The sequence below is a fragment of the Buchnera aphidicola (Macrosiphoniella sanborni) genome, from assembly GCF_005080885.1.
Lineage (GTDB): Bacteria > Pseudomonadota > Gammaproteobacteria > Enterobacterales > Enterobacteriaceae > Buchnera > Buchnera aphidicola_AU.
Genome location: NZ_CP034864.1, coordinates 374,916 through 394,873 on the forward strand (window position 1 = coordinate 374,916; position 19,958 = coordinate 394,873).

At 22.5% G+C, this 19,958-nt stretch carries 14 protein-coding genes; 8 read left to right on the forward strand and 6 right to left on the reverse strand.

The genetic code is table 11. From position 1 onward, the window contains the following. The first annotated feature begins 43 nt into the window (after positions 1-43). The 6 genes from tmk to D9V74_RS01700 are packed head-to-tail and all read left to right on the forward strand — an operon-like array spanning position 44 to position 4,931. Positions 44-682: a dTMP kinase gene (gene tmk, locus D9V74_RS01675; protein ID WP_158362695.1), complete on the forward strand. Its 639-nt coding sequence runs from the start codon at positions 44-46 to the stop codon at positions 680-682. After that, the gene (locus D9V74_RS01680) at positions 679-1,668 is read left to right on the forward strand and encodes a DNA polymerase III subunit delta' C-terminal domain-containing protein (RefSeq protein ID WP_158362697.1); all 990 of its coding nucleotides are present in this window, start codon (positions 679-681) and stop codon (positions 1,666-1,668) included. Before tmk ends, D9V74_RS01680 begins: the two co-directional genes overlap by 4 nt. Positions 1,669-1,695: 27 nt before the next feature. Then, on the forward strand, positions 1,696-2,502 hold the full coding sequence (locus D9V74_RS01685) for a TatD family hydrolase (protein WP_158362699.1): 807 nt from the start codon (positions 1,696-1,698) through the stop codon (positions 2,500-2,502). A 41-nt stretch (positions 2,503-2,543) separates the two neighbouring features. Next, positions 2,544-3,977, forward strand: coding sequence for a PTS glucose transporter subunit IIBC (gene ptsG, locus D9V74_RS01690; RefSeq protein ID WP_158362701.1), 1,434 nt, complete (start codon positions 2,544-2,546; stop codon positions 3,975-3,977). 20 nt (positions 3,978-3,997) lie between these two features. Further along, a complete protein-coding gene (locus D9V74_RS01695) occupies positions 3,998-4,342 on the forward strand; it encodes a histidine triad nucleotide-binding protein (RefSeq protein ID WP_158362703.1) in 345 nt (114 codons plus the stop codon). A gap of 52 nt (positions 4,343-4,394) precedes the next feature. Beyond that, positions 4,395-4,931, forward strand: a complete 537-nt coding sequence (locus D9V74_RS01700; protein ID WP_187308544.1) for a hypothetical protein — start codon at positions 4,395-4,397, stop codon at positions 4,929-4,931. 253 nt (positions 4,932-5,184) lie between these two features. Here the strand turns inward: D9V74_RS01700 and D9V74_RS01705 are convergent, their stop codons facing one another. From D9V74_RS01705 to pncB, 3 genes are all read right to left on the reverse strand, one after another. Continuing rightward, entirely contained in the window at positions 5,185-6,369 is a 1,185-nt protein-coding gene (locus D9V74_RS01705) for a porin (RefSeq protein WP_158362707.1), read from the reverse strand. Between the two features lie 152 nt (positions 6,370-6,521). After that, positions 6,522-7,922 carry an asparagine--tRNA ligase gene (asnS, locus tag D9V74_RS01710; RefSeq protein WP_158362709.1) on the reverse strand — a complete coding sequence of 467 codons (1,401 nt, stop codon included), beginning with the start codon at positions 7,920-7,922 and terminating at the stop codon, positions 6,522-6,524. Positions 7,923-8,003: 81 nt separating this feature from the next. Beyond that, complete coding sequence (gene pncB / locus D9V74_RS01715) at positions 8,004-9,200, reverse strand: nicotinate phosphoribosyltransferase (RefSeq protein WP_158363118.1); 1,197 nt, start codon at positions 9,198-9,200, stop codon at positions 8,004-8,006. A 2,154-nt stretch (positions 9,201-11,354) separates the two neighbouring features. Here pncB and D9V74_RS01720 point away from each other — a divergent pair. Continuing rightward, entirely contained in the window at positions 11,355-13,151 is a 1,797-nt protein-coding gene (locus tag D9V74_RS01720) for an ATP-binding cassette domain-containing protein (protein ID WP_158362711.1), read from the forward strand. A 23-nt stretch (positions 13,152-13,174) separates the two neighbouring features. Here the strand turns inward: D9V74_RS01720 and D9V74_RS01725 are convergent, their stop codons facing one another. The 3 genes from D9V74_RS01725 to D9V74_RS01735 all read right to left on the reverse strand — a co-directional run bounded on the left by D9V74_RS01725 (position 13,175) and on the right by D9V74_RS01735 (position 18,640). Further along, positions 13,175-14,113 carry a rhodanese-related sulfurtransferase gene (locus tag D9V74_RS01725; RefSeq protein ID WP_158362713.1) on the reverse strand — a complete coding sequence of 313 codons (939 nt, stop codon included), beginning with the start codon at positions 14,111-14,113 and terminating at the stop codon, positions 13,175-13,177. A 46-nt stretch (positions 14,114-14,159) separates the two neighbouring features. After that, positions 14,160-17,021 (reverse strand): valine--tRNA ligase, encoded by a 2,862-nt coding sequence (locus D9V74_RS01730; protein ID WP_158362716.1) that lies wholly within the window; start codon positions 17,019-17,021, stop codon positions 14,160-14,162. Between the two features lie 110 nt (positions 17,022-17,131). Further along, complete coding sequence (locus D9V74_RS01735) at positions 17,132-18,640, reverse strand: leucyl aminopeptidase (RefSeq protein WP_158362718.1); 1,509 nt, start codon at positions 18,638-18,640, stop codon at positions 17,132-17,134. Positions 18,641-18,894: 254 nt separating this feature from the next. Between D9V74_RS01735 and argF the strand changes: the two genes are divergently transcribed. Then, a complete protein-coding gene (gene argF, locus D9V74_RS01740; RefSeq protein WP_158362720.1) occupies positions 18,895-19,911 on the forward strand; it encodes an ornithine carbamoyltransferase in 1,017 nt (338 codons plus the stop codon). The last annotated feature ends 47 nt before the right edge of the window (positions 19,912-19,958 follow it).

Below are 19,958 nucleotides of genomic sequence, written 5' to 3' on the forward strand. Positions count from 1 at the left end.
TATAAAACACTTACAAAAATATAACATTAATCAATACTTTAAAATGATAAAAAATAAATTTATCGTAGTAGAAGGATTAGAAGGTGCAGGAAAAACTTGTGCATGTATACATATTAAAAATATATTAAAAAAATATAATATTAATAATATATTATTAGTACGTCAACCAGGAAGTACACTAATTGCAGAAGTTATAAGAAAACTAATTAAAAAAAAATTTCATTCTGATAAACTAACTAAAGAAACAGAATTATTATTAATGTATGCAGCAAGAATTCAATTAGTTCAAAAAAAAATAAAACCTGCATTAAAAAAAGGAATATGGGTAATTTCAGATCGTCATGATTTATCTTCAATAGCTTATCAAGGAGGTGGATTAGGAATCAAAAGAACAGTAATTGATCAACTAAAATCACTATTTTTACATGATTGTAATCCAGATTTAACTGTTTATTTAGATGTATTTCCAGATATCGGTTTAAAAAGAATATTAAATAGACATTCATTAGATATAATTGAAAATCGATCTTTAGAATTTTTTAAAAAAGCTAGAAATAGTTATTTAAAAAATATAAAATTAGATAAAAAAAGTATAATAATTAATGCTAACGTGAATCTTGATCAAGTTAATAAAAATCTTACAAAAACAATATTAATTTGGTTAAACAAACAAATTATATGAAATTATATCCTTGGTTAATAAAACCTTATAATAATATTATTCAACAACATAAGAAAAAAAAAAATCATCATGCTATTTTACTCAAAACTCAAAGAGGAATAGGAGCATCTTTATTAATTTGGTTTATTAGTCGATGGTTGTTGTGTCTTCAACCAAAAGGAATACATTTTTGTAACGAGTGTCATGGATGTCAACTGATGTCTTCTAATAATCACCCTGATTGGTATAATTGCATTAATCATAAAAAAAATTACTGCAATATAGATACGATTCGTATTATTAATGAAAAAATCTTTCAATATTCACAACAAGGTGGATGTAAAATTATTTTTTTATCTGATATTGAAAAAATTACAGAATCAGCAGCTAATGCATTTTTAAAAACTTTAGAAGAACCTCCAAAAAATACTTGGTTTTTTCTTATTAATTATAGAGATCTAAATTATTTTTCTACATTAAATAGTCGTTGTCTTATTTATAAATTATTTCTTCCATCAGAAAAAGAAAGTCTTAATTGGTTAAAACAAGAAACAAAACAAAATAATACATTATCTTTAACAGCATTACGTATCAATCAAGGATCTCCTATATCTGCAAAAAAATTTATTAACGGAAATATGTGGACAGAAAGAACATGTTTTTTTCAATCATTAGATAGTGCTTTTAAAAAACATGATTTAGTAAAAATACTACCTATATTACAAACAAATAATACTATAATTAAAATTGATTGGATTTGTCTGTTATTATTTGATGCCATTAAATTAAATTTTAATCAAAAAAATTATTTAATTAATTTCGATCAAATAAAATTAATTCAATTTCTTTCTGATCATCATACAAATATTATTTTAGACTTTAGTATACGTACTTGGATGCATTGCAAACATAGATTTCTTAAAATATCTGGGATTAACCATGAGTTGTTATTATTAGAACAATTACTGAAATGGGAAAAAATTTTAAATAACATATTAAAAAACTAAATTTTATATAAAAGCGATAATATTATTATGTTCTTAATTGACTCACATTGCCACCTTGATAGATTAAATTATCATCTATTACATAAAAGTATAAAAGATATGTTACTCAAGTCTTCTATAAATTATGTCAAGAAATTTTTAACAGTCTCTACTTCTATAAGAAATTTTCATAAAATTCAAAATTTATTTGAACAATATCATAATATTTTTTATTCTTGTGGTATACATCCTTTAAACTGCACAAAAGAATTAAATCATTTTGATAAACAAGAAGATTGTTTTAATATCATAAAAAAATTATCAAATATTAAGCGTGTAATTGCAATAGGTGAAACAGGTTTAGATTATTATTATAATCCTGAAAATAAAAATATACAAAAAGATTTTTTTCGCGAACATATTAGAATTGCAATCAAATTAAAAAAACCAATTATAGTGCATTCACGTAATGCAATGCATGATACCATTAAAATATTACAAGAAGAACATGCAGAAAAATGTACAGGTATATTACATTCTTTTAATGAAAATTTTAATGCAGCATTAAAATTATTAGAATTAGGTTTTTATATTTCTTGTTCTGGCATTATTACTTTTAAAAATTCTATAGAACTATGCAAAACTATAAAAAAAATACCTTTAGAACGTTTATTAATCGAAACAGATTCCCCATATTTATCACCAGTTCCGTATAGAGGAAAAGAAAATCAGCCGGCTCATTTGTTTAATATAGCAAAAAAAATATCTATAATAAAAAAAATAGATATAAAAACTGTTGCGAAAATTACAACAAATAATTTTTATAAACTCTTTCAATTACAACATAACATATAATTTATGAAAAAATTTGATATATATTTAGGAGTCTTTTGAATATGTTTAAAAATGTATTTGCAAACCTACAAAAGGTTGGTAAATCACTAATGTTACCTGTTTCAGTATTACCTATTGCAGGAATATTACTCGGAATAGGATCAGCACATTTTATTTTATTACCAGATATTCTTTCTGAAATTATGGCTCAAACAGGAGGTTCTGTTTTTACAAATATGCCATTAATTTTTTCTATTGGTGTAGCTCTTGGTTTTACAAAAAACGATGGTGTTGCAGCATTAGCTGCAGTAGTGTCCTATGGAATTCTAATTCAAACATTAAATGCAGTTGAACCAATTATTTTACATACAAATATTGATACTATAATGCATCAACATCTTGCTGATACTGGTATATTAGGAGGAATTATTGCGGGTGCTATCGCCGCATATATGTTTAATAAATTTTATCGTATTCAATTACCTGAATATTTAGGTTTTTTTTCTGGAAAAAGATTTGTACCTATTATTTCAGGATTATCTGCAATATTAATAGGTGTAATATTATCTATAATATGGCCGCCTATTGGTCAAGGTATACAGATTTTTTCACAATGGGCAGCATATCAAAATCCTATCCTAGCTTTTGCTTTATACGGATTAGTAGAAAGAGCACTTGTTCCATTTGGATTACATCATATATGGAATGTACCATTCCAAATGCAAATTGGTGAATATACTAATTCTATAGGACAAGTCTTTCATGGAGATATTGCAAGATATATGGCTGGAGATTCTACTGCTGGTAATTTATCAGGAGGTTTTATTTTTAAAATGTATGGTCTTCCAGGTGCTGCTTTAGCAATATGGCATACAGCTAAAAAAGAAAATAAAAAAAAAATAGGTAGTATTATGATTTCAGCAGCATTAACTGCTTTTCTTACTGGTATTACTGAGCCTATTGAGTTTTCATTTATTATTGTTGCACCAATACTATATGTTATCCATTCTATTCTAGCAGGATTATCTTTTCCATTATGTATTTTTTTAGATATGCGTTCAGGAACGAGTTTTTCACATGGTTTAATAGATTTTATAGTATTGAGTGGAAATAGTCATCATATTTTTCTTTTTCCCATTGTCGGATTGTTCTATGGATTATTATATTATAGTCTGTTTTATTTTATCATTATTAATTTTAATTTATATACACCTGGACGTGAAAATGTAATAAATCACGTTTTAAAAAAAAATAATAATGAAATAGCTCCATATATTATTGATGCATTAGGAGGGAAAAATAATATTCAGAATTTAGATGCATGTATTACACGATTAAGAATTACTGTTTTAGAAATTTCTAAAGTAAATCAAGATAATCTAAAGAATATTGGAGCCGCAGGCGTAATCATTTCAGGATTAGGGATACAAATTGTATTTGGAACAAGATCTGAAAATATTAAAACAGAAATAGATGAATATATAAAAAAAATATAAAAAATTCAAGGATCTTTATAATGGAAGATGGTGTAATTTTCAAAAAAATTATTAATAATAAAATTTCAGCTAATATTGTATATCAAGATCATAAAGTAACTGCATTTACAGATATAAAACCAAAAGCACCAGTACATATCTTAATTGTACCTAATTGTTTTATTGCATCATCTAATGAAATTAATAAAAATAATAAATATATTTTAGCACATATGTTTTATATTGCTGTAAAAATTGCTAAAAAAGAAAAAATTAGTCAAACAGGATATAAAATTATTATTAATTGTAATAAAAATGGAGGACAAGAAATTAATTATCTTCATATGCATTTACTAGGTGGAGAAAAACTTAAATTTTTATATTAATATTAAAACATGATGATAACTGACATATTTTAAAATGATTGAAGGACAAATTTTGAATAAATATTTCTTTTTAATTTTTTATGTTATGTTTTTTTTAAATGGTTGTCATGTTTCTAATCATATAAACGATAGTATTATACAAAAAAACAATACCAATTTAATTTTATTAGATTTTGATACTGCTATAGAAAATATAATTACAAAAATAACACAATCAAAAAATATATCTTTTTATGAGAATACATTATTTTTTGTCGATGTTCAAAAAAATAACACAAATCTGATTTTTAATGAAGAAAATTTAATAAATTTAATCAAGAAAAAATTATTTCAAAAAAATAAAAATATTTATTTTCTTGAAAAAAAAATTATTGAAGAAAATAAAAAAAAATTAGGAATATTAAATATAAATAATCATTTAGACAATAATGTTTCTATGTTATTAGCTCGTCAAAATCATGTAAAATATTATCTAAATAGTACTATTTTAGATAAAAATAATTCTTATGAAATAAAAGTAGAACTAGTGTTAGTGAAAACTGGAGAAATAATGTTTACAAAAACAGAAAAATTGTATTACTTAAAGTAGTATATAAAAATGTTAAATAAAACACATATTTTAAAAAAAAATATTTTTATATTTAATTTTTATGTCTATTAATTTAATAAACTTTATCTTTTATTAAGAGCAGCCTTTTCTACTAAAATTCATATAAATTCATATATAATTATTTTTTAAAAGAAAATTAATATTACTATTTATAATATTTAGTAGAAAGTTCTGACTCTTAATATATAAATATTATATTTATTTTTTAAATAATAAGACAACTTTAAAAAAATTAAAACTGATAAACTATTCCAGCACCAATAGTATTGTCTGCAGAATTATTTTGATTTTGATTTTGATTTTGATTATTTTCAACATGATCATTTTTTAATAAATTAATTTTATAATTCATATATGTAGAAATATTTTTATTAAATTCATAACGTGTAGAAATATTTATTTCTTTTTCAAATGCTATATTCTGTCTATTTGGATCATCTTGAACATTAAAATTTTGTCCTTTTGAATCTAAATAACTTAAAGAAGAATGAAATCCAGAATGAAAATCATATTCTGCAATAGCTTCAATATTTTGTGTTTTATTAATATATTTTTGTTCGTTTGATTGATTATTATTGTTATCATTATTATTTTGATTCATAATATCTACTGGTATTAAATTACGTGCTTCACCATAAAAAGCAGCAATATAAATATCATTTGTATTATATTTAACACCTAATCCATATGCTCCAACAGAAGCAAGATTATCATTATTGTTGTTATTGTTGTCATTATTAATGTGAATTTTTGGAGAAGAAAAAAATGAAGCAATTGCAGTTAAACCTACATCAGTTTCATATTTTACAGAAGCACCCCAAGTCATACCATTTTGTTTTTTATCTGTTCTATTTTTAGCTTCATCTTGGTATTGCAATGCAACACTCACTCCATCAACTAAACCAAAAATGTTATTATTTCTATAAGTTAATAAACTATTATTTCGACCTATCATATAATGATCATTATTATTAAAAAAACTATTTTTATTAACATATGGTATATGATTTGTTAGTGATTCAACATCATGAAAAATCCCATAATTACGTCCATAATCTATCGAACCCCAGTTTCCATATTTAAAACCAGCATATCCTAGACGTACTGCATTAGAATGTTTCATATTCGATAATTTTTCTAAATTTGTAAAATCTGTTTTATATTCAATTGCAGCATAACTGAATAATTCATCAGTAATATTTATTTTTCCTGATACACCTAAAATAGCATTAGTACTGTCTTCATTAGAAGTAATATTGGTTGATAAAAAACCATGAGATAATTTATAATTAGGATTAATACTACCATATAGTTCAATTTGATTACCATTTTTATTAAAAATCTCTGTGGCATGAATACTATTAGTAGTAGCTAATAACATAGGTATGATAATTGCTAAAGATTTACGATTTTTCATAATTTTTATTACTACCTTTTAGTAAAAATAATTTAAATCAATATTAATTTATAAAAATAATAAGAATTATTTATTTTACAAGTATTTTATACACATAAATACTGTATGTGAATAAATATCTTAATAAAAGACTATCAAAAATAATATTATAATTAAAAATTAGCATTTTTGGCAGTACGTGGAAATGGAATAACATCTCTTATATTTGAAACACCAGTGATATAAGAAAGTAATCGTTCAAAACCCATGCCAAAGCCTGAATGCGGCACTGTGCCATATCGACGAAGATCACGATACCACCAATAATCTTCTTTGTTTAAGTCCAATTCTAATAAACGTTGATCTAAAATTTCAATACGTTCTTCACGTTGCGAGCCACCAATTAACTCTCCAATATTAGGAACTAATAAATCCATAGCCGCAACAGTTTTATTATCATTATTTAATCTCATATAAAATGCTTTTAATTCTTTAGGATAATTTCTAATTATCACAGTATTTTTAAAATATTTTTCTACAAGAAAACGTTCATGTTCTGAAGATAAATCTATTCCTAAAAAAACAGATTCTTGAAATTTAACTTTAGATTCACATAAAATTTTTACAGCATCTATATAATCTATACGTATAAAATTAGATGATAATAATTTTTCTAAACGATGTACTATATTAGTATCAATATTTTTTTCAAGAAAATCTATATCTGAAAGACAATTTTTTAAAACAGATTGACAAATATATTTTAACATGTCTTCAGAAAAATCTGATATATCATTTAAATTTGAAAAAGCTGATTCTACTTCTAACATCCAAAATTCTGCTAAATGACGTGTAGTATTAGAGTTTTCTGCTCGAAAAGTAGGACCAAAGGTATACACTTTTGATAAAGAACAAGCATATGTTTCTATATTTAACTGACCCGAAACAGTTAAAAAAGATTCTTTTCCAAAAAAATCCTTTTTAAAATTAACGGATCCATCTTTATTTTTAGGAATATTATTCATGTCTAATGTCGAGACACGAAACATCTCTCCTGCACCTTCAGTATTTAAACTAGTTACAATAGGTGTTGGAACCCAAAGATAATAATTTTCACAAAAAAAACGATGTAATGATTGCATGACATGGTGTCTTATTCGAGATATTACACCTATTAGATTTGTTCTTGATCTTAAATGTGCTACTTTTCTTAAATGTTCTAGACTATGTTTTTTAGCAGATATTGGATAAGTATCTGCATTTTCAACCCAACCAAGAACATTGATTACTTTTAATTGAATTTCATATTTTTGTTTTTTACCAATTGATAATATTAATTTTCCAGTAGCTCTCACAGCACATCCAGTTGTTAACTGTAATATATCTTTACGATAATTATATAAAATATCTTTTGCAACAATTTGTATAGATTGGAGACATGAACCATCATAAATAGAAATAAAAGAAAATCCTAATTTTGAACTTCTACAACTTTTAACCCATCCACATACAGTAATTACACTATTCACTATAATATCATCTTTATATATATTTGATATTGATACTACATTCATACAACATTTCCTATGACTAATTTTCAAATTATAGCAATACTTGTTTTTGAAAAATAAAATTTTTTAGAATTTTTATTCTATTTATTTTTTTAATGATACATTAAATGTTTTGCATAACATTTTTAAAAAATGTGCATCTAAACAAAATGTTTTACCTGGACTATCAGATATTTTAGCAACAGGTTTTCCATTACATTTAACTAATTTAATTACTATATTTAAAGGTTTAACATATGGAATATCACAAGTCAATTGTGTTCCTATCCCAAATACAATATTAATTGTTTTATTAAATTTCTTATATAAAGATATAATCTTGTCAAAATTTAAATTATCAGAAAATAATAATGTTTTAGTTAAAGGATTGATACCTAACTTTTCATAATGCTTAATAGCTTTTTGAGCCCATTTAACTGGATCTCCAGAATCATGTCTAATTCCTCTATAAGAAGAAGCCAAACTAAAATTAAAATCATTTAAAAATGCATCCATATTAATTGAATCTGTCAGAGCAATATTAAGATGACTCTTGTATTGATATAACCATGTTTTTAAAGCTAAAATTTGACTATTTTTTAAATCAGAACTAATTTGTTGATGTGCTTGAAACCATTCGTGTGCCTGTGTACCCACAGGTTGTAATTGTAATATTCTAGCTATATGATAATTACTAGATCCAATTAAAAAGGGAAATGTTTTTTTTAATCTTGCAATAATAGATAACTGTACATCATAAGAAAACCTTCTTCTTGTACCAAAATCAACAATTTTTAAACGAGATAAATCTAAATTTTTTGTACAATTAAAAAATTTTACTAATTTAGTATCTAAATGTTCAATAGCAAGTTGAGAATTAATTTTAGGAGATAAATCATTATGAAAAATTTCACTGATAAGTGATAAAATAGGTACTTCCCATAGTATCACTTCTTTCCATAATCCACTGATACGAATATTTAATTGTCCTTTATTATTTTTAATCTTCACTTGCGAGATATTATAACGAAATTTTTTTAACCAATGTAAATATTCTTTTTTAAAAAAAGGGAAAGAAGCCATATATATATATTCTTCATGACTTAAAAACAAAGATTTCATCATATTAATCTGTTCTGATAAAACGTTTGCATAACAACCTAAAAAATTTTCTCCTCTACAAAAAAAATGAGCAACTACATTAACATTTTTATAGTGATAAAAAATAGCTTGTTGCATATGAAGTTTATATGCATCAGTATCAAGAAATTTTTTGATGATTGGATAATTGTATTGTTTCATATTTTGTTTTTTATTGTATTGTTTATATAAAAAACTATTCATACAATAAATGTAATATACTTTGATACTTTAATAAAAGTTAAAAATCATTCAAATATTTTATAAAAATATAACATAAAATAATGAAAATAAAAAAATTATAAATTATCTAAAAAAAATAATATTCTAATATTATTAAAATAATTTTATTATCATATGTATAAAATAATTTTATTATAATTCATACAATATTAAGTTGTATTATAAAAATAATTATAATGTTTTATTATTTCATTCGTAAACTATTATTTTAAATTATAATAATAAAGATTTTATTTCCGAATATTAAAACATCTTAAAATAAGATCTATTTTATACAATAAAAATTGTAATATTCTTATTTTTCTTTTTAAATCAATTATTTACAACCTAAAATTTTTAAAATAGGACATAAGAAAGGTATACAAGAAATACATACTCTTAAAATGGATAATTTATAATAAATCATATTAAAACACATAATTTTACAGAACATTCTGTATGATATAAAAAAATTAATAAATTAAATATACATAATTTTTATTGTTACAATTAACAGGTATATAATATAAAAAAGATCTAAAATATATACTTATAAAAATTATAAAATATTAGCTAATATTTCAAAAAAATAACATAACATATTTAAATAAAAGATGTAAATCAATTAAATATTATATGTAATTAATAAAAATATAATCTTTTATAAAAATTAATATTATTTAAATATCATTAAATGTATTAAATTACTAAATACAACAAGATAAATTGAATTTTTTAGATAAAAATAATATTACGTATTAATCTTATATAAATTTGATAAATGTTTTAATATGATAAATTTATAAAAAAATATATTATATATTTTAAATACTTATTTTTTTAGAAAAAATGATTACTGAACAAATAATTATATTTATAAATTAATTATATCAATATTTTGCATTAAAGTATGTATTGTAAAAGTGATAATATATTATCATATCAAACTAATATAGAAGTATATTATATCATTTATTTTTTTATATCAAAAATGTATTATAAAAATATAAGATGATTTTATTATCATACATCTAATATTAAAGAGAAAATCTTTTATAAAAATAGTAATTTTTCAGTGTATTTACAAGAAACTTATAATATGATTTATAATCATTTATTTAGATAATGAATTCAAACAAGACACTATCTTTAATCTTGTATTAATCTTATTGTATTAATCTTATCAAAATATATATTATCATGAAATTTTTATTGCATTATAATAATATACATATTATTTTAGATGCTAATAAAATGTTTTTATATTAAATAAAAAGATATCTTTATTGTTTATTATAATTTTATTAAAAAAATTTAGTAAATTTAATTTAAATATTATAAAATATAGAAATTATCAAAAACGTTAAAATAACTATATATTATCTTATTTTAGTATATTAAAATAATGTAATTCTCTATATAATATCTAAAAATTTTTATACTAATAATACATCATTTATTAAGATATATAAGTAGATATTTATAAAAAAGATAGCTTTAAAAATATGTTAAAATATAAAATCAATCAATTGTTATCAAACGCTAATTGAGATTATTTCATTTTATCCATGATGCTAAAAAAATATCATCTGTTTTATAGATAATATAACTCTAATAATTAAAAAACAATTACACAATATCAAATATTCTTGAATATTTTTTAAAATATTAAAAAAAATTAGTTCATTTAATTAATTTTTTATATGTTAATTATTTTTAGATAAAAAAACTAATAAAAAATATTAAGAAATATATTTCTTAATAAAATAACTGAACCTAAATATATTTTTATAAAATCTGGTCGTATAAAAGATAAAAAACTTAATATTTTATCTCATGTTTATCAATTAACTTTCTTTTTCTTCTTCTTAAAAATATGAATTAATATTTTAATCTTATTAAAATAAAACTAAAAAAAATTGTACATAATAACAATATTTTTATTTTTTCAAGATCTATAAAAAATTTTTAATATTAGTTATAATTTTATGAAATATATTGTTTTAAAGTACAATTATAAGATTTAAAATATATAAATATTCATCATGCATCGTCAAAAAAATATATAACTATTTCTAAGGATTTAAAAAATTTATGTCTTTAATTAATATAAAAGATGCTTTTTTATCATTTAGCAATTTAGAAATACTCAAAAATAGCACGTTATCCATTTATAAAAATGAAAGAGTATGTTTAATTGGAAAAAATGGAACCGGAAAATCAACTGTATTAAAAGTAATTGATCAACAACAAGAATTAGATTTTGGACATGTTATTTATAAAAAAAATCTTAAAATATCTTATTTGCAGCAAGAAAATCCTAAAAATCTTAACATTTCTTTATATGATTTTATTAGTTCAGGATGTCAAAAAAATCATTTAATCAAAAAACAATCTAATCAAGAAAGTATACAAATCGAAAAAATAATACATTTAATTAAATTAGACAAAAATACTTTACTTTCTGAACTATCTGGTGGTTTATTAAGAAAAGCAACTTTAGGACGAGTATTAATAGGAGAACCTGATGTACTCTTACTTGATGAGCCGACTAATCATTTAGATATAAAAACTGTTAAATGGCTAGAAACGTTTTTAAAAAAATTTTCTGGTAGTATCTTATTTGTATCACATGATAGAAAGTTTATACAAAATATATCTACACGTATTGTTGATCTTGATCGCGGGAAATTAATTTCCTGGCCAGGAAACTATAAAAATTTTATAAAATTAAAAAATGAAAGCATTAATTTAGAAAAGATACAAAAAAAATTATTTGATAAAAATTTAGAAAAAGAAGAGAAATGGATTAGAAAAAGTCCTAAAGCACGATCTACACGAAATGAAGGAAGAGTAAAGAATTTAAAAATTTTAAGAAAAGAATATGAAGATTATAAAACAATAGAAAAATTTAATAATATTAAAATTAATGAATCTAAAAAAAATTTGGGTAAAATAATTTTTAAACTAGAAAATATAGAATATTTTATTAATAATAATATTATTATTCGAAATTTTTCATCAATTATTCAGCATGGTGATAAATTAGGATTAATTGGTGACAATGGATGTGGGAAAAGCACATTAATCAAAATACTTTTAGGTAAAAAAAAACCTAAAAAAGGAAATATTTATACAGGTAGTACATTAAAAATATCATATTTTGATCAAAATAGATCTTCATTAGATTTAAATAAATCTATTATTGATAATATATCTTATGGTAAAGAAAAAATTTTTATGAATGGAAAAGAACAACATATTATAGGATATCTAAAAAATTTTCTTTTTAAACCATATCAATTACAATCTTTAGTAAAAACATTATCTGGAGGAGAATGTAATAGATTAATGTTAGCAAGATTGTTTTTGAAACCAAGTAATGTACTCATTCTTGATGAACCTACAAATGATTTAGACTTAGATACTTTAGCGTTAATAGAAAAAATTATTATAAATTACAAAGGTACTGTAATAATCGTAAGTCATGATGAAGAATTTATTAATAATACAGTAAATAAATGTTGGTTATTTAAAAATAATGGCATTATTGAAACACATGCAGGAAATTATGAATTTTTAAAAAAAATAGATAATAATTTTAAGAAAAAATCAAAACAAGATACTTTATCTAAAAAAAATATTACAGTAAAAATAAAAAATAATTCTTTAAAAATACTTAATCAAACATTATATCAAATAGAAAAAATAGAATTAAAAATTAAAAATTTACAACAAATTATTAATGAACCAAACTTTTTTAAAAAAAAACTAGAAGAAAAATTACCAATATTACAAATGTTATCTACAGAAGAAAAAAAATTAAAAAAAAATATCATCTATTGGGAACAATTAGAAGAATCAATACATAAAAAAAATAAAAATATTTAATTTTTCTAAACAACTTATTATATTTAAGAAATATATTTTTCTCTACATAATAAAGAACAACATTTTTTAAAATATATTGAACATTGATGACATTGAATGAAAAGAAGATGACATAAATTATATTGACAATTAATATAAGTATCAGCAGGTTGATTACACTGTTTACAAAAAGATATTATTTTATCTGAAACTTTTTCGCTCATGCGATGATCAAAAACAAAATTTTTTCCTTCAAACAAAATTGGCAATCCATTTTTTTTAGCATCATGTACATAACCTAAAATACCTCCTTGTATATGATAGACATTTTTAAAACCATTAAAAAGCATCCAAGCAGTAGCTTTTTCACAACGAATACCTCCGGTACAATACATAACAATATTTTTATTTTTTGCATAATGCATTAATTTTATTACATTTCGTAATTGTTCTCGAAAAGTTAAACTTTTAATTTCTATTGCATTTTTAAAATGACCAATAGCATATTCATAAGAATTTCTCATATCAATAAATATTGTTTGGTTATCATGTAACATGAAATTAACCATTTTTGCTTTAATATAAATACCAACATGCTGTGGATGAAAAAAAGGTTCTATAATACCATCTTGTACAATTTTTTTTTTAATTTTAACAGATAGAAACCAGAAAGATTTTTCGTAATTTAATGCCTTATTAATATGTAAGTTTTTTAATTGAACGTCTAATCTAGCTAAAAATCTTTTTAAAAATAAATAATATTGTTTTGGAATACTTATTTGTGCATTAATACCTTCTTCAGCAATATAAACACGTCCTAAGAAATTATATTTATAAAAAAATTTATAAATTAAATCTCGATATTCTTGAAGTTTGATTATTGTAAAATATTTATAAAAAGACAATGTTAAACGTGAATCATTTTCATAAAACATACGTTTTTTTAGTTCTTTTTTAGAAATTACATTATGTAAACGAGACATTTTAAACACCTTTTATTATGATAATTTAATCATATATAAAATCATTTTAAGAAGATAAATTTTGTAAAAGTTTTATTTGATCAGATAATTTTTTCCATGTTTTCTTTAATTCTAATAGTCTATTTTTTTCTTTAGTAACTATAGTGTTTGGAGCAAATTTCATGAAATTTTTATTAGAAATATTTTCTTGAATTTTTAATAAATTAATTTTTATTTTTTTTTCTTCTTGTTTTAAACGTTTTAATTCCACTTCTTTATCAATTAATTTTAGAATAGGAATGAGAATCTCTACTTCATCTATTATCTCTTTAACACATAAATCTTCATTATATTTACGAACCAATATTGTAATGCTGTCTAAAAAAGATATACTCTTAATTAATAAGAGATTATCTATAATAATTTTCTCTTTTTCATGAGTAACATTATATAAAAATATAGGTAATAGTTTAGTACGGCTAATATTCATTTTAACTCTAATATTTCTTAGAAATACAATAATTTTTTTTATCCAATTCATATTAATTAATATTTTTTGATCAAATAATTCTTTTTTATATTTTGGAAAATTTTCTAACATAATTGTATTTGATTTAATATTTTTAATTAACTTTATACGCTGCCAAATTGTTTCTGTAATAAAAGGCATAATAGGATGTGTTAATTTTAAAAAAGACTCTAAAACATGTAGCAAAACATTTTTAGTTAAATAAATTTCTCTATCAGAACCTGTTTTAATCACGATTTTTACAAATTCTAAATACCAATCACAAAATATATTCCAAATAAAATCATATAAAGTATTAGATGCAATATCAAATCTATAAGTATCTAAAGATTTGCGATACAATTTTATTGTATTATTTAACTTTATTAAAATCCATTTATTTATTAATAACATATTATCTTCTAAATCACATTCTAAAAAATTATGATTTTCTGTGTTTTGCAAAACAAATCGACTAGCATTCCATAGTTTATTACAAAAATTACGATACCCCTGTAATCTACTCATATCCCATTTTATATCACGTGTGCTAGATGCTAATGCTAAAAAAGTAAAACGTAGTGCATCTGTTCCAGTAGATGCAATACCTTCTGGAAATTGTTTTAAAGTAGACTCAACGATTTTTTTAGATAGTTTAGGATCGAATAAATTTTTTGTTCTTTTTTTAATTAATGCATTTATTGAAATACCGTCTATCATATCTAAAGGATCAATAACGTTACCTTTTGATTTTGACATTTTTTGACCATATTCATCTCGAATTAATCCTGTGATATAAATGTTTTTAAAAGGTACTTCAGGATTATTATGTTTATCTTTTATAAAATACATTGTTAACATAATCATCCTTGCAATCCAAAAAAAAATAATATCAAAACCACTGACTATTACATTAGTAGGATGAAAAATTTTTAAAAATTTAGTTTTCTTAGGCCACCCTAGTGTTGAAAAAGTCCATAATCCTGAAGAAAACCAGGTATCTAATACATCTTCTTCTTGAATTAACGATATATTTTTTGATATTGAATATTTTAAACGTATTTCTTCTTCATTATGTCCTACATATATATTTTTTTTATCATCATACCACACTGGAATTTGATGCCCCCACCATAACTGACGAGAAATACACCAATCTTCAATATTATTCATCCAAGACAAATACATACTTTCATATTTTTTAGGTATAAATTTTATTTTTTTATCTTTTACAGCATAAATAGCTTCTTGAGCTAATTTAGATGTTTTTAAATACCATTGATTTGTAAGCATGGGTTCAATAATAACATCACTTCTGTCACTATAAGGTACAATAATATCAGATTCTTCAATTTTTTCTAACAACCCTAATTTCGATAATTCATTAACTATTTTAGTTCGTGCAGATAAAATATTTAATTTTTGAAATTGATATGGAATAAATGTGCTATATTTATGAGATTTTTTACCTTTGTAGTTATATACGTCAGCAACAGATTTTATACGTCCATCAAGAGTAAAAATATTAATCATTGGTAAATGATGCCTTACCCCTACTTTATAATCATTAAAATCATGTGCAGGAGTTATTTTTACACAACCAGTATCTTTATCTAAATTAGCATATTCATCTCCAATGATAGGAATGACTCTATTGATTAACGGACACATAGCAAATTGTCCAATAAGAAAATTATTATTCATATCTTTAGGATTTATAGCAATAGCTGTATCTCCTAATAAAGTTTCTGGTCGAGTAGTAGCAATAACTAAATACTTAATTTGATTTTTTAGCAAAATGTTATTTTGAATAATTGGATAACGAATAAACCATTTTTTTCCTTTTATTAAACGATGCTCAACTTCTAAATCTGAAACTACAGTCTCTAATTTTGAATCCCAATGTACTAACCTTTTTTTTTGATAAATAAAATTATTTTGATAAAAAATAATAAAAGCTTCTCTTACAGCAACAGATATTTCAGGATCTAAAGTAAATTTTTCATATTCCCAATCAACAGATATACCTAAACGTCGCATTTGTTGTTTTATAATATCACTAGATTTTTTTTTCCATATCCATATTTTTTTTATAAATTCTTCTCTGCTATAATCTTTTTTAGTTTTTTGTTCAGTTAAAAACATATGACGTTCAACTAATATTTGAGTTGCTATTCCTGCATGATCTGTTCCAACTTGCCAAAATGTATTTTTTCCTTGCATTCTATTATAACGAATTAATACATCCATAATAGTTTGTTGAAATGCATGACCCATATGTAAACTACCTGTAATATTAGGAGGAGGCATCATAATACAAAAAGTTGTTTTTTTTTTATTATTGGGTTTGAAATATCCATTTGTTTCCCAAAAATTATATAAAACTTCTTCAATACGTTTAGGATTATAATTTTTTTCCATGATGTTTATTATTTTGTCAATTAAAAAGAAATGATATATAATGAAATTATTTTTAAAATAATGAATATTTTAAATATTCTTATTATTATACATAACAATATTTGATTGATTTAATAAAAATTTGATTGATTTAATAAAAATTGACATAAAAGTTCTACGGGACGTCCAGTTGCACCTTTATCTTTATTAGATCTCCATGCAGTTCCTGCAATATCTAAATGTGCCCACTTATATTGTTTAGTAAAATTTGCAAGAAAACAAGCAGCAATAATAGCTCCAGCTTGACTACTGGTTCCTGTATTATTTAAATCTGCAATGTGAGAAGTTAACTCTTTTTGATATTCCGGATCTAATGGTAAAGACCATATTTTGTCATCAGTTTGTTGAGAAGCATGATATAATTGTTTTTCAAGATTCTTGTTATTACTAAAAAGACCACTGATTGATTTTCCTAAAGCAGTAACACAAGCACCAGTTAAAGTGGCAATATCAATTACTATGTCCGGAGAAAAGCGTCGGACATATGTTAAAGAATCACATAATACTAAACGTCCTTCTGCATCAGTATTTAATATCTCTACTGTTTTACCTGACATGGTAGTTAAAACATCTCCAGGTCTAAAAGCTTGACCACTAGGCATATTTTCACAACCAGATAAAATCCCTATTATTGTTAACGGTAAATTTAATTCAGCAGCCATAATCATAGTTCCATAAACTGCTGCAGCACCGCACATGTCATATTTCATATAATTCATATTAGCAGAGGGTTTAATAGATATTCCTCCAGAATCAAATGTTAAACCTTTACCTATTAAAGCAATAATTTTTTTATCAGCACTATTTTTTCTTGAATATTTAACTACAGACATAAATGGTTTATTTTTTGATCCATTTCCAACAGAAACATATGCATGCATACCTAATTTTTTCATTTCTTCAACATTAATCACTTCAACAGTAATATTCTGTGGATATTTTTCATGTAATTTTTGAGCTTCATTAGCTAAATACAACGGATTACAAATATTAGGTGGTAAATTACTTAAATTTTTTGCTGATATAAGCGCATCACTAATAGCTAATGCATGTTTTAAAGATACTTGTGCATTATATAAATCATGTTCTATTAAAATATTTATAGTTACTTGGTATAGATGATGTACATCATTTTTTTTAAAACTATTAATTTTACAAATTTTATATGTATTCTCTCTTATAGAGAGTAACAAACATCTAACAATCCAATATATATTATCCTGAATATCAATAATTAATTCTGAAACAGAATAAATGACATTTTTTATAGAACACTTATTCAATACCTCTACACTATTTTTTATAATTTTTTTAAAATTTGATTTGTTTAATTCATTTTTTTTTCCACAACCAATTAATAATATTCTTTTTGAAATTACATTCGGAATATTATATAATATAAGTGTATCTCCTATTTTTCCTTGAATATCATTCAACTGAAGTAAAGAAGTAATATAATGATTACTACATTTATCTAAATAATTTGCAGAATCAGATAATTGACATGATTCAAAAATAGCGATAACAATACAATCAGTCTGTTCTTTTTCCAAAATAGAATTCTTTATAAAAAAATTCATAATATTTTCACTTATCTTTAAATAATGATTTTCATTTTAAAATTTTTATAAAAAAAAAGAAACATATTTTTATTAAAGTTCTATTATTTTCTTTTGCAATCAAAATAATTTACATCTTATTTGTTAAAACTTGATTAAGATTAAAACTTAATTGAGATAATTTAAATTTAATATAAAATATTATATACTATAAAAATATTTTTCTTCAATTTGAATTTATATAAATAATATTTTTATTTAGAAACGAGATTATTATGAATCATCTATATCAACGTGATTTTTTGAGATTATTAGATTTTAATACTTCAGAATTAGAGAATATAATAACATTAGCCCAAAAATTAAAAAAAATAAAAAAAAACAATCAAGAAATCCAACTATTAAATAAAAAAAATATAGCTTTAATTTTTGAAAAAGAATCAACTCGAACCAGATGTGCTTTTGAAGTAGCTGCGTTTGATCAAGGAGCACATGTCACATATCTTGGAGTCGGTAGTACACATTTAGGAAAAAAAGAATCAATTGAAGATACAGCTAAAATACTTGGACGTTTATATGATGGTATTCAATATAGAGGACATAATCATAAAACAATAGAAACATTAGCTAAATATTCAGAAGCTCCAGTATGGAATGGATTAACTGAAAAATTCCATCCAACACAATTACTTGCTGATTTATTAACCATAAAAGAAATCTCCCCTCAAAAAAAAATACATGAAATAAAATGTGCATATATAGGAGATGCACGTAATAATATAGGAAATAGTTTATTAGAAGCAGCTGTATTATATAATTTTGATCTTCGTTTTATTGCTCCAAAAGAATTTTGGCCAGAAAACAATCTATTAACATTTTGTCAAAAAAGAAGAAATAATATAAAATTAAATATTACATGTACTGAAGATATACATCAAGGAGTAAAAAATGTAGATTTTATATATACCGACGTTTGGGTGTCGATGGGAGAATCAAAAAAATTTTGGGAAAAAAGAATTAAATTATTACGCGCTTATCAAGTAAATAATTTAGTACTAGAAATGAGTGAAAATCCACAAATAAAAGTATTACATTGTCTTCCTGCTTTCCATGATCAAAATACTGAAATTGGAAAATATTTATTTAAAAAATATGGATTTAAAAATGGCGTAGAAATTACAGATGATGTATTTCAAAAAAATGAAAAAATTATTTTTGATCAAGCTGAAAACCGACTACATACTATAAAAGCCATTCTTATATCTAGTTTAAGAAAAACCATAGAACTTTAAAAAATCTTTATATAAATAAGATAAACCTAATTGAAAGTATAATAAAT

What these genes read in the sequence shown, in the direction of transcription:
- tmk (WP_158362695.1), top strand. Translation starts at nt 44, where the DNA reads ATGATAAAAAATAAATTTATCGTAGTAGAAGGATTAGAAGGTGCAGGA.
- D9V74_RS01680 (WP_158362697.1), top strand. Translation starts at nt 679, where the DNA reads ATGAAATTATATCCTTGGTTAATAAAACCTTATAATAATATTATTCAA.
- D9V74_RS01685 (WP_158362699.1), top strand. Translation starts at nt 1,696, where the DNA reads ATGTTCTTAATTGACTCACATTGCCACCTTGATAGATTAAATTATCAT.
- ptsG (WP_158362701.1), top strand. Translation starts at nt 2,544, where the DNA reads ATGTTTAAAAATGTATTTGCAAACCTACAAAAGGTTGGTAAATCACTA.
- D9V74_RS01695 (WP_158362703.1), top strand. Translation starts at nt 3,998, where the DNA reads ATGGAAGATGGTGTAATTTTCAAAAAAATTATTAATAATAAAATTTCA.
- D9V74_RS01705 (WP_158362707.1), bottom strand. Translation starts at nt 6,369, where the DNA reads ATGAAAAATCGTAAATCTTTAGCAATTATCATACCTATGTTATTAGCT.
- asnS (WP_158362709.1), bottom strand. Translation starts at nt 7,922, where the DNA reads ATGAATGTAGTATCAATATCAAATATATATAAAGATGATATTATAGTG.
- pncB (WP_158363118.1), bottom strand. Translation starts at nt 9,200, where the DNA reads ATGAAACAATACAATTATCCAATCATCAAAAAATTTCTTGATACTGAT.
- D9V74_RS01720 (WP_158362711.1), top strand. Translation starts at nt 11,355, where the DNA reads ATGTCTTTAATTAATATAAAAGATGCTTTTTTATCATTTAGCAATTTA.
- D9V74_RS01725 (WP_158362713.1), bottom strand. Translation starts at nt 14,113, where the DNA reads ATGTCTCGTTTACATAATGTAATTTCTAAAAAAGAACTAAAAAAACGT.
- D9V74_RS01730 (WP_158362716.1), bottom strand. Translation starts at nt 17,021, where the DNA reads ATGGAAAAAAATTATAATCCTAAACGTATTGAAGAAGTTTTATATAAT.
- D9V74_RS01735 (WP_158362718.1), bottom strand. Translation starts at nt 18,640, where the DNA reads ATGAATTTTTTTATAAAGAATTCTATTTTGGAAAAAGAACAGACTGAT.
- argF (WP_158362720.1), top strand. Translation starts at nt 18,895, where the DNA reads ATGAATCATCTATATCAACGTGATTTTTTGAGATTATTAGATTTTAAT.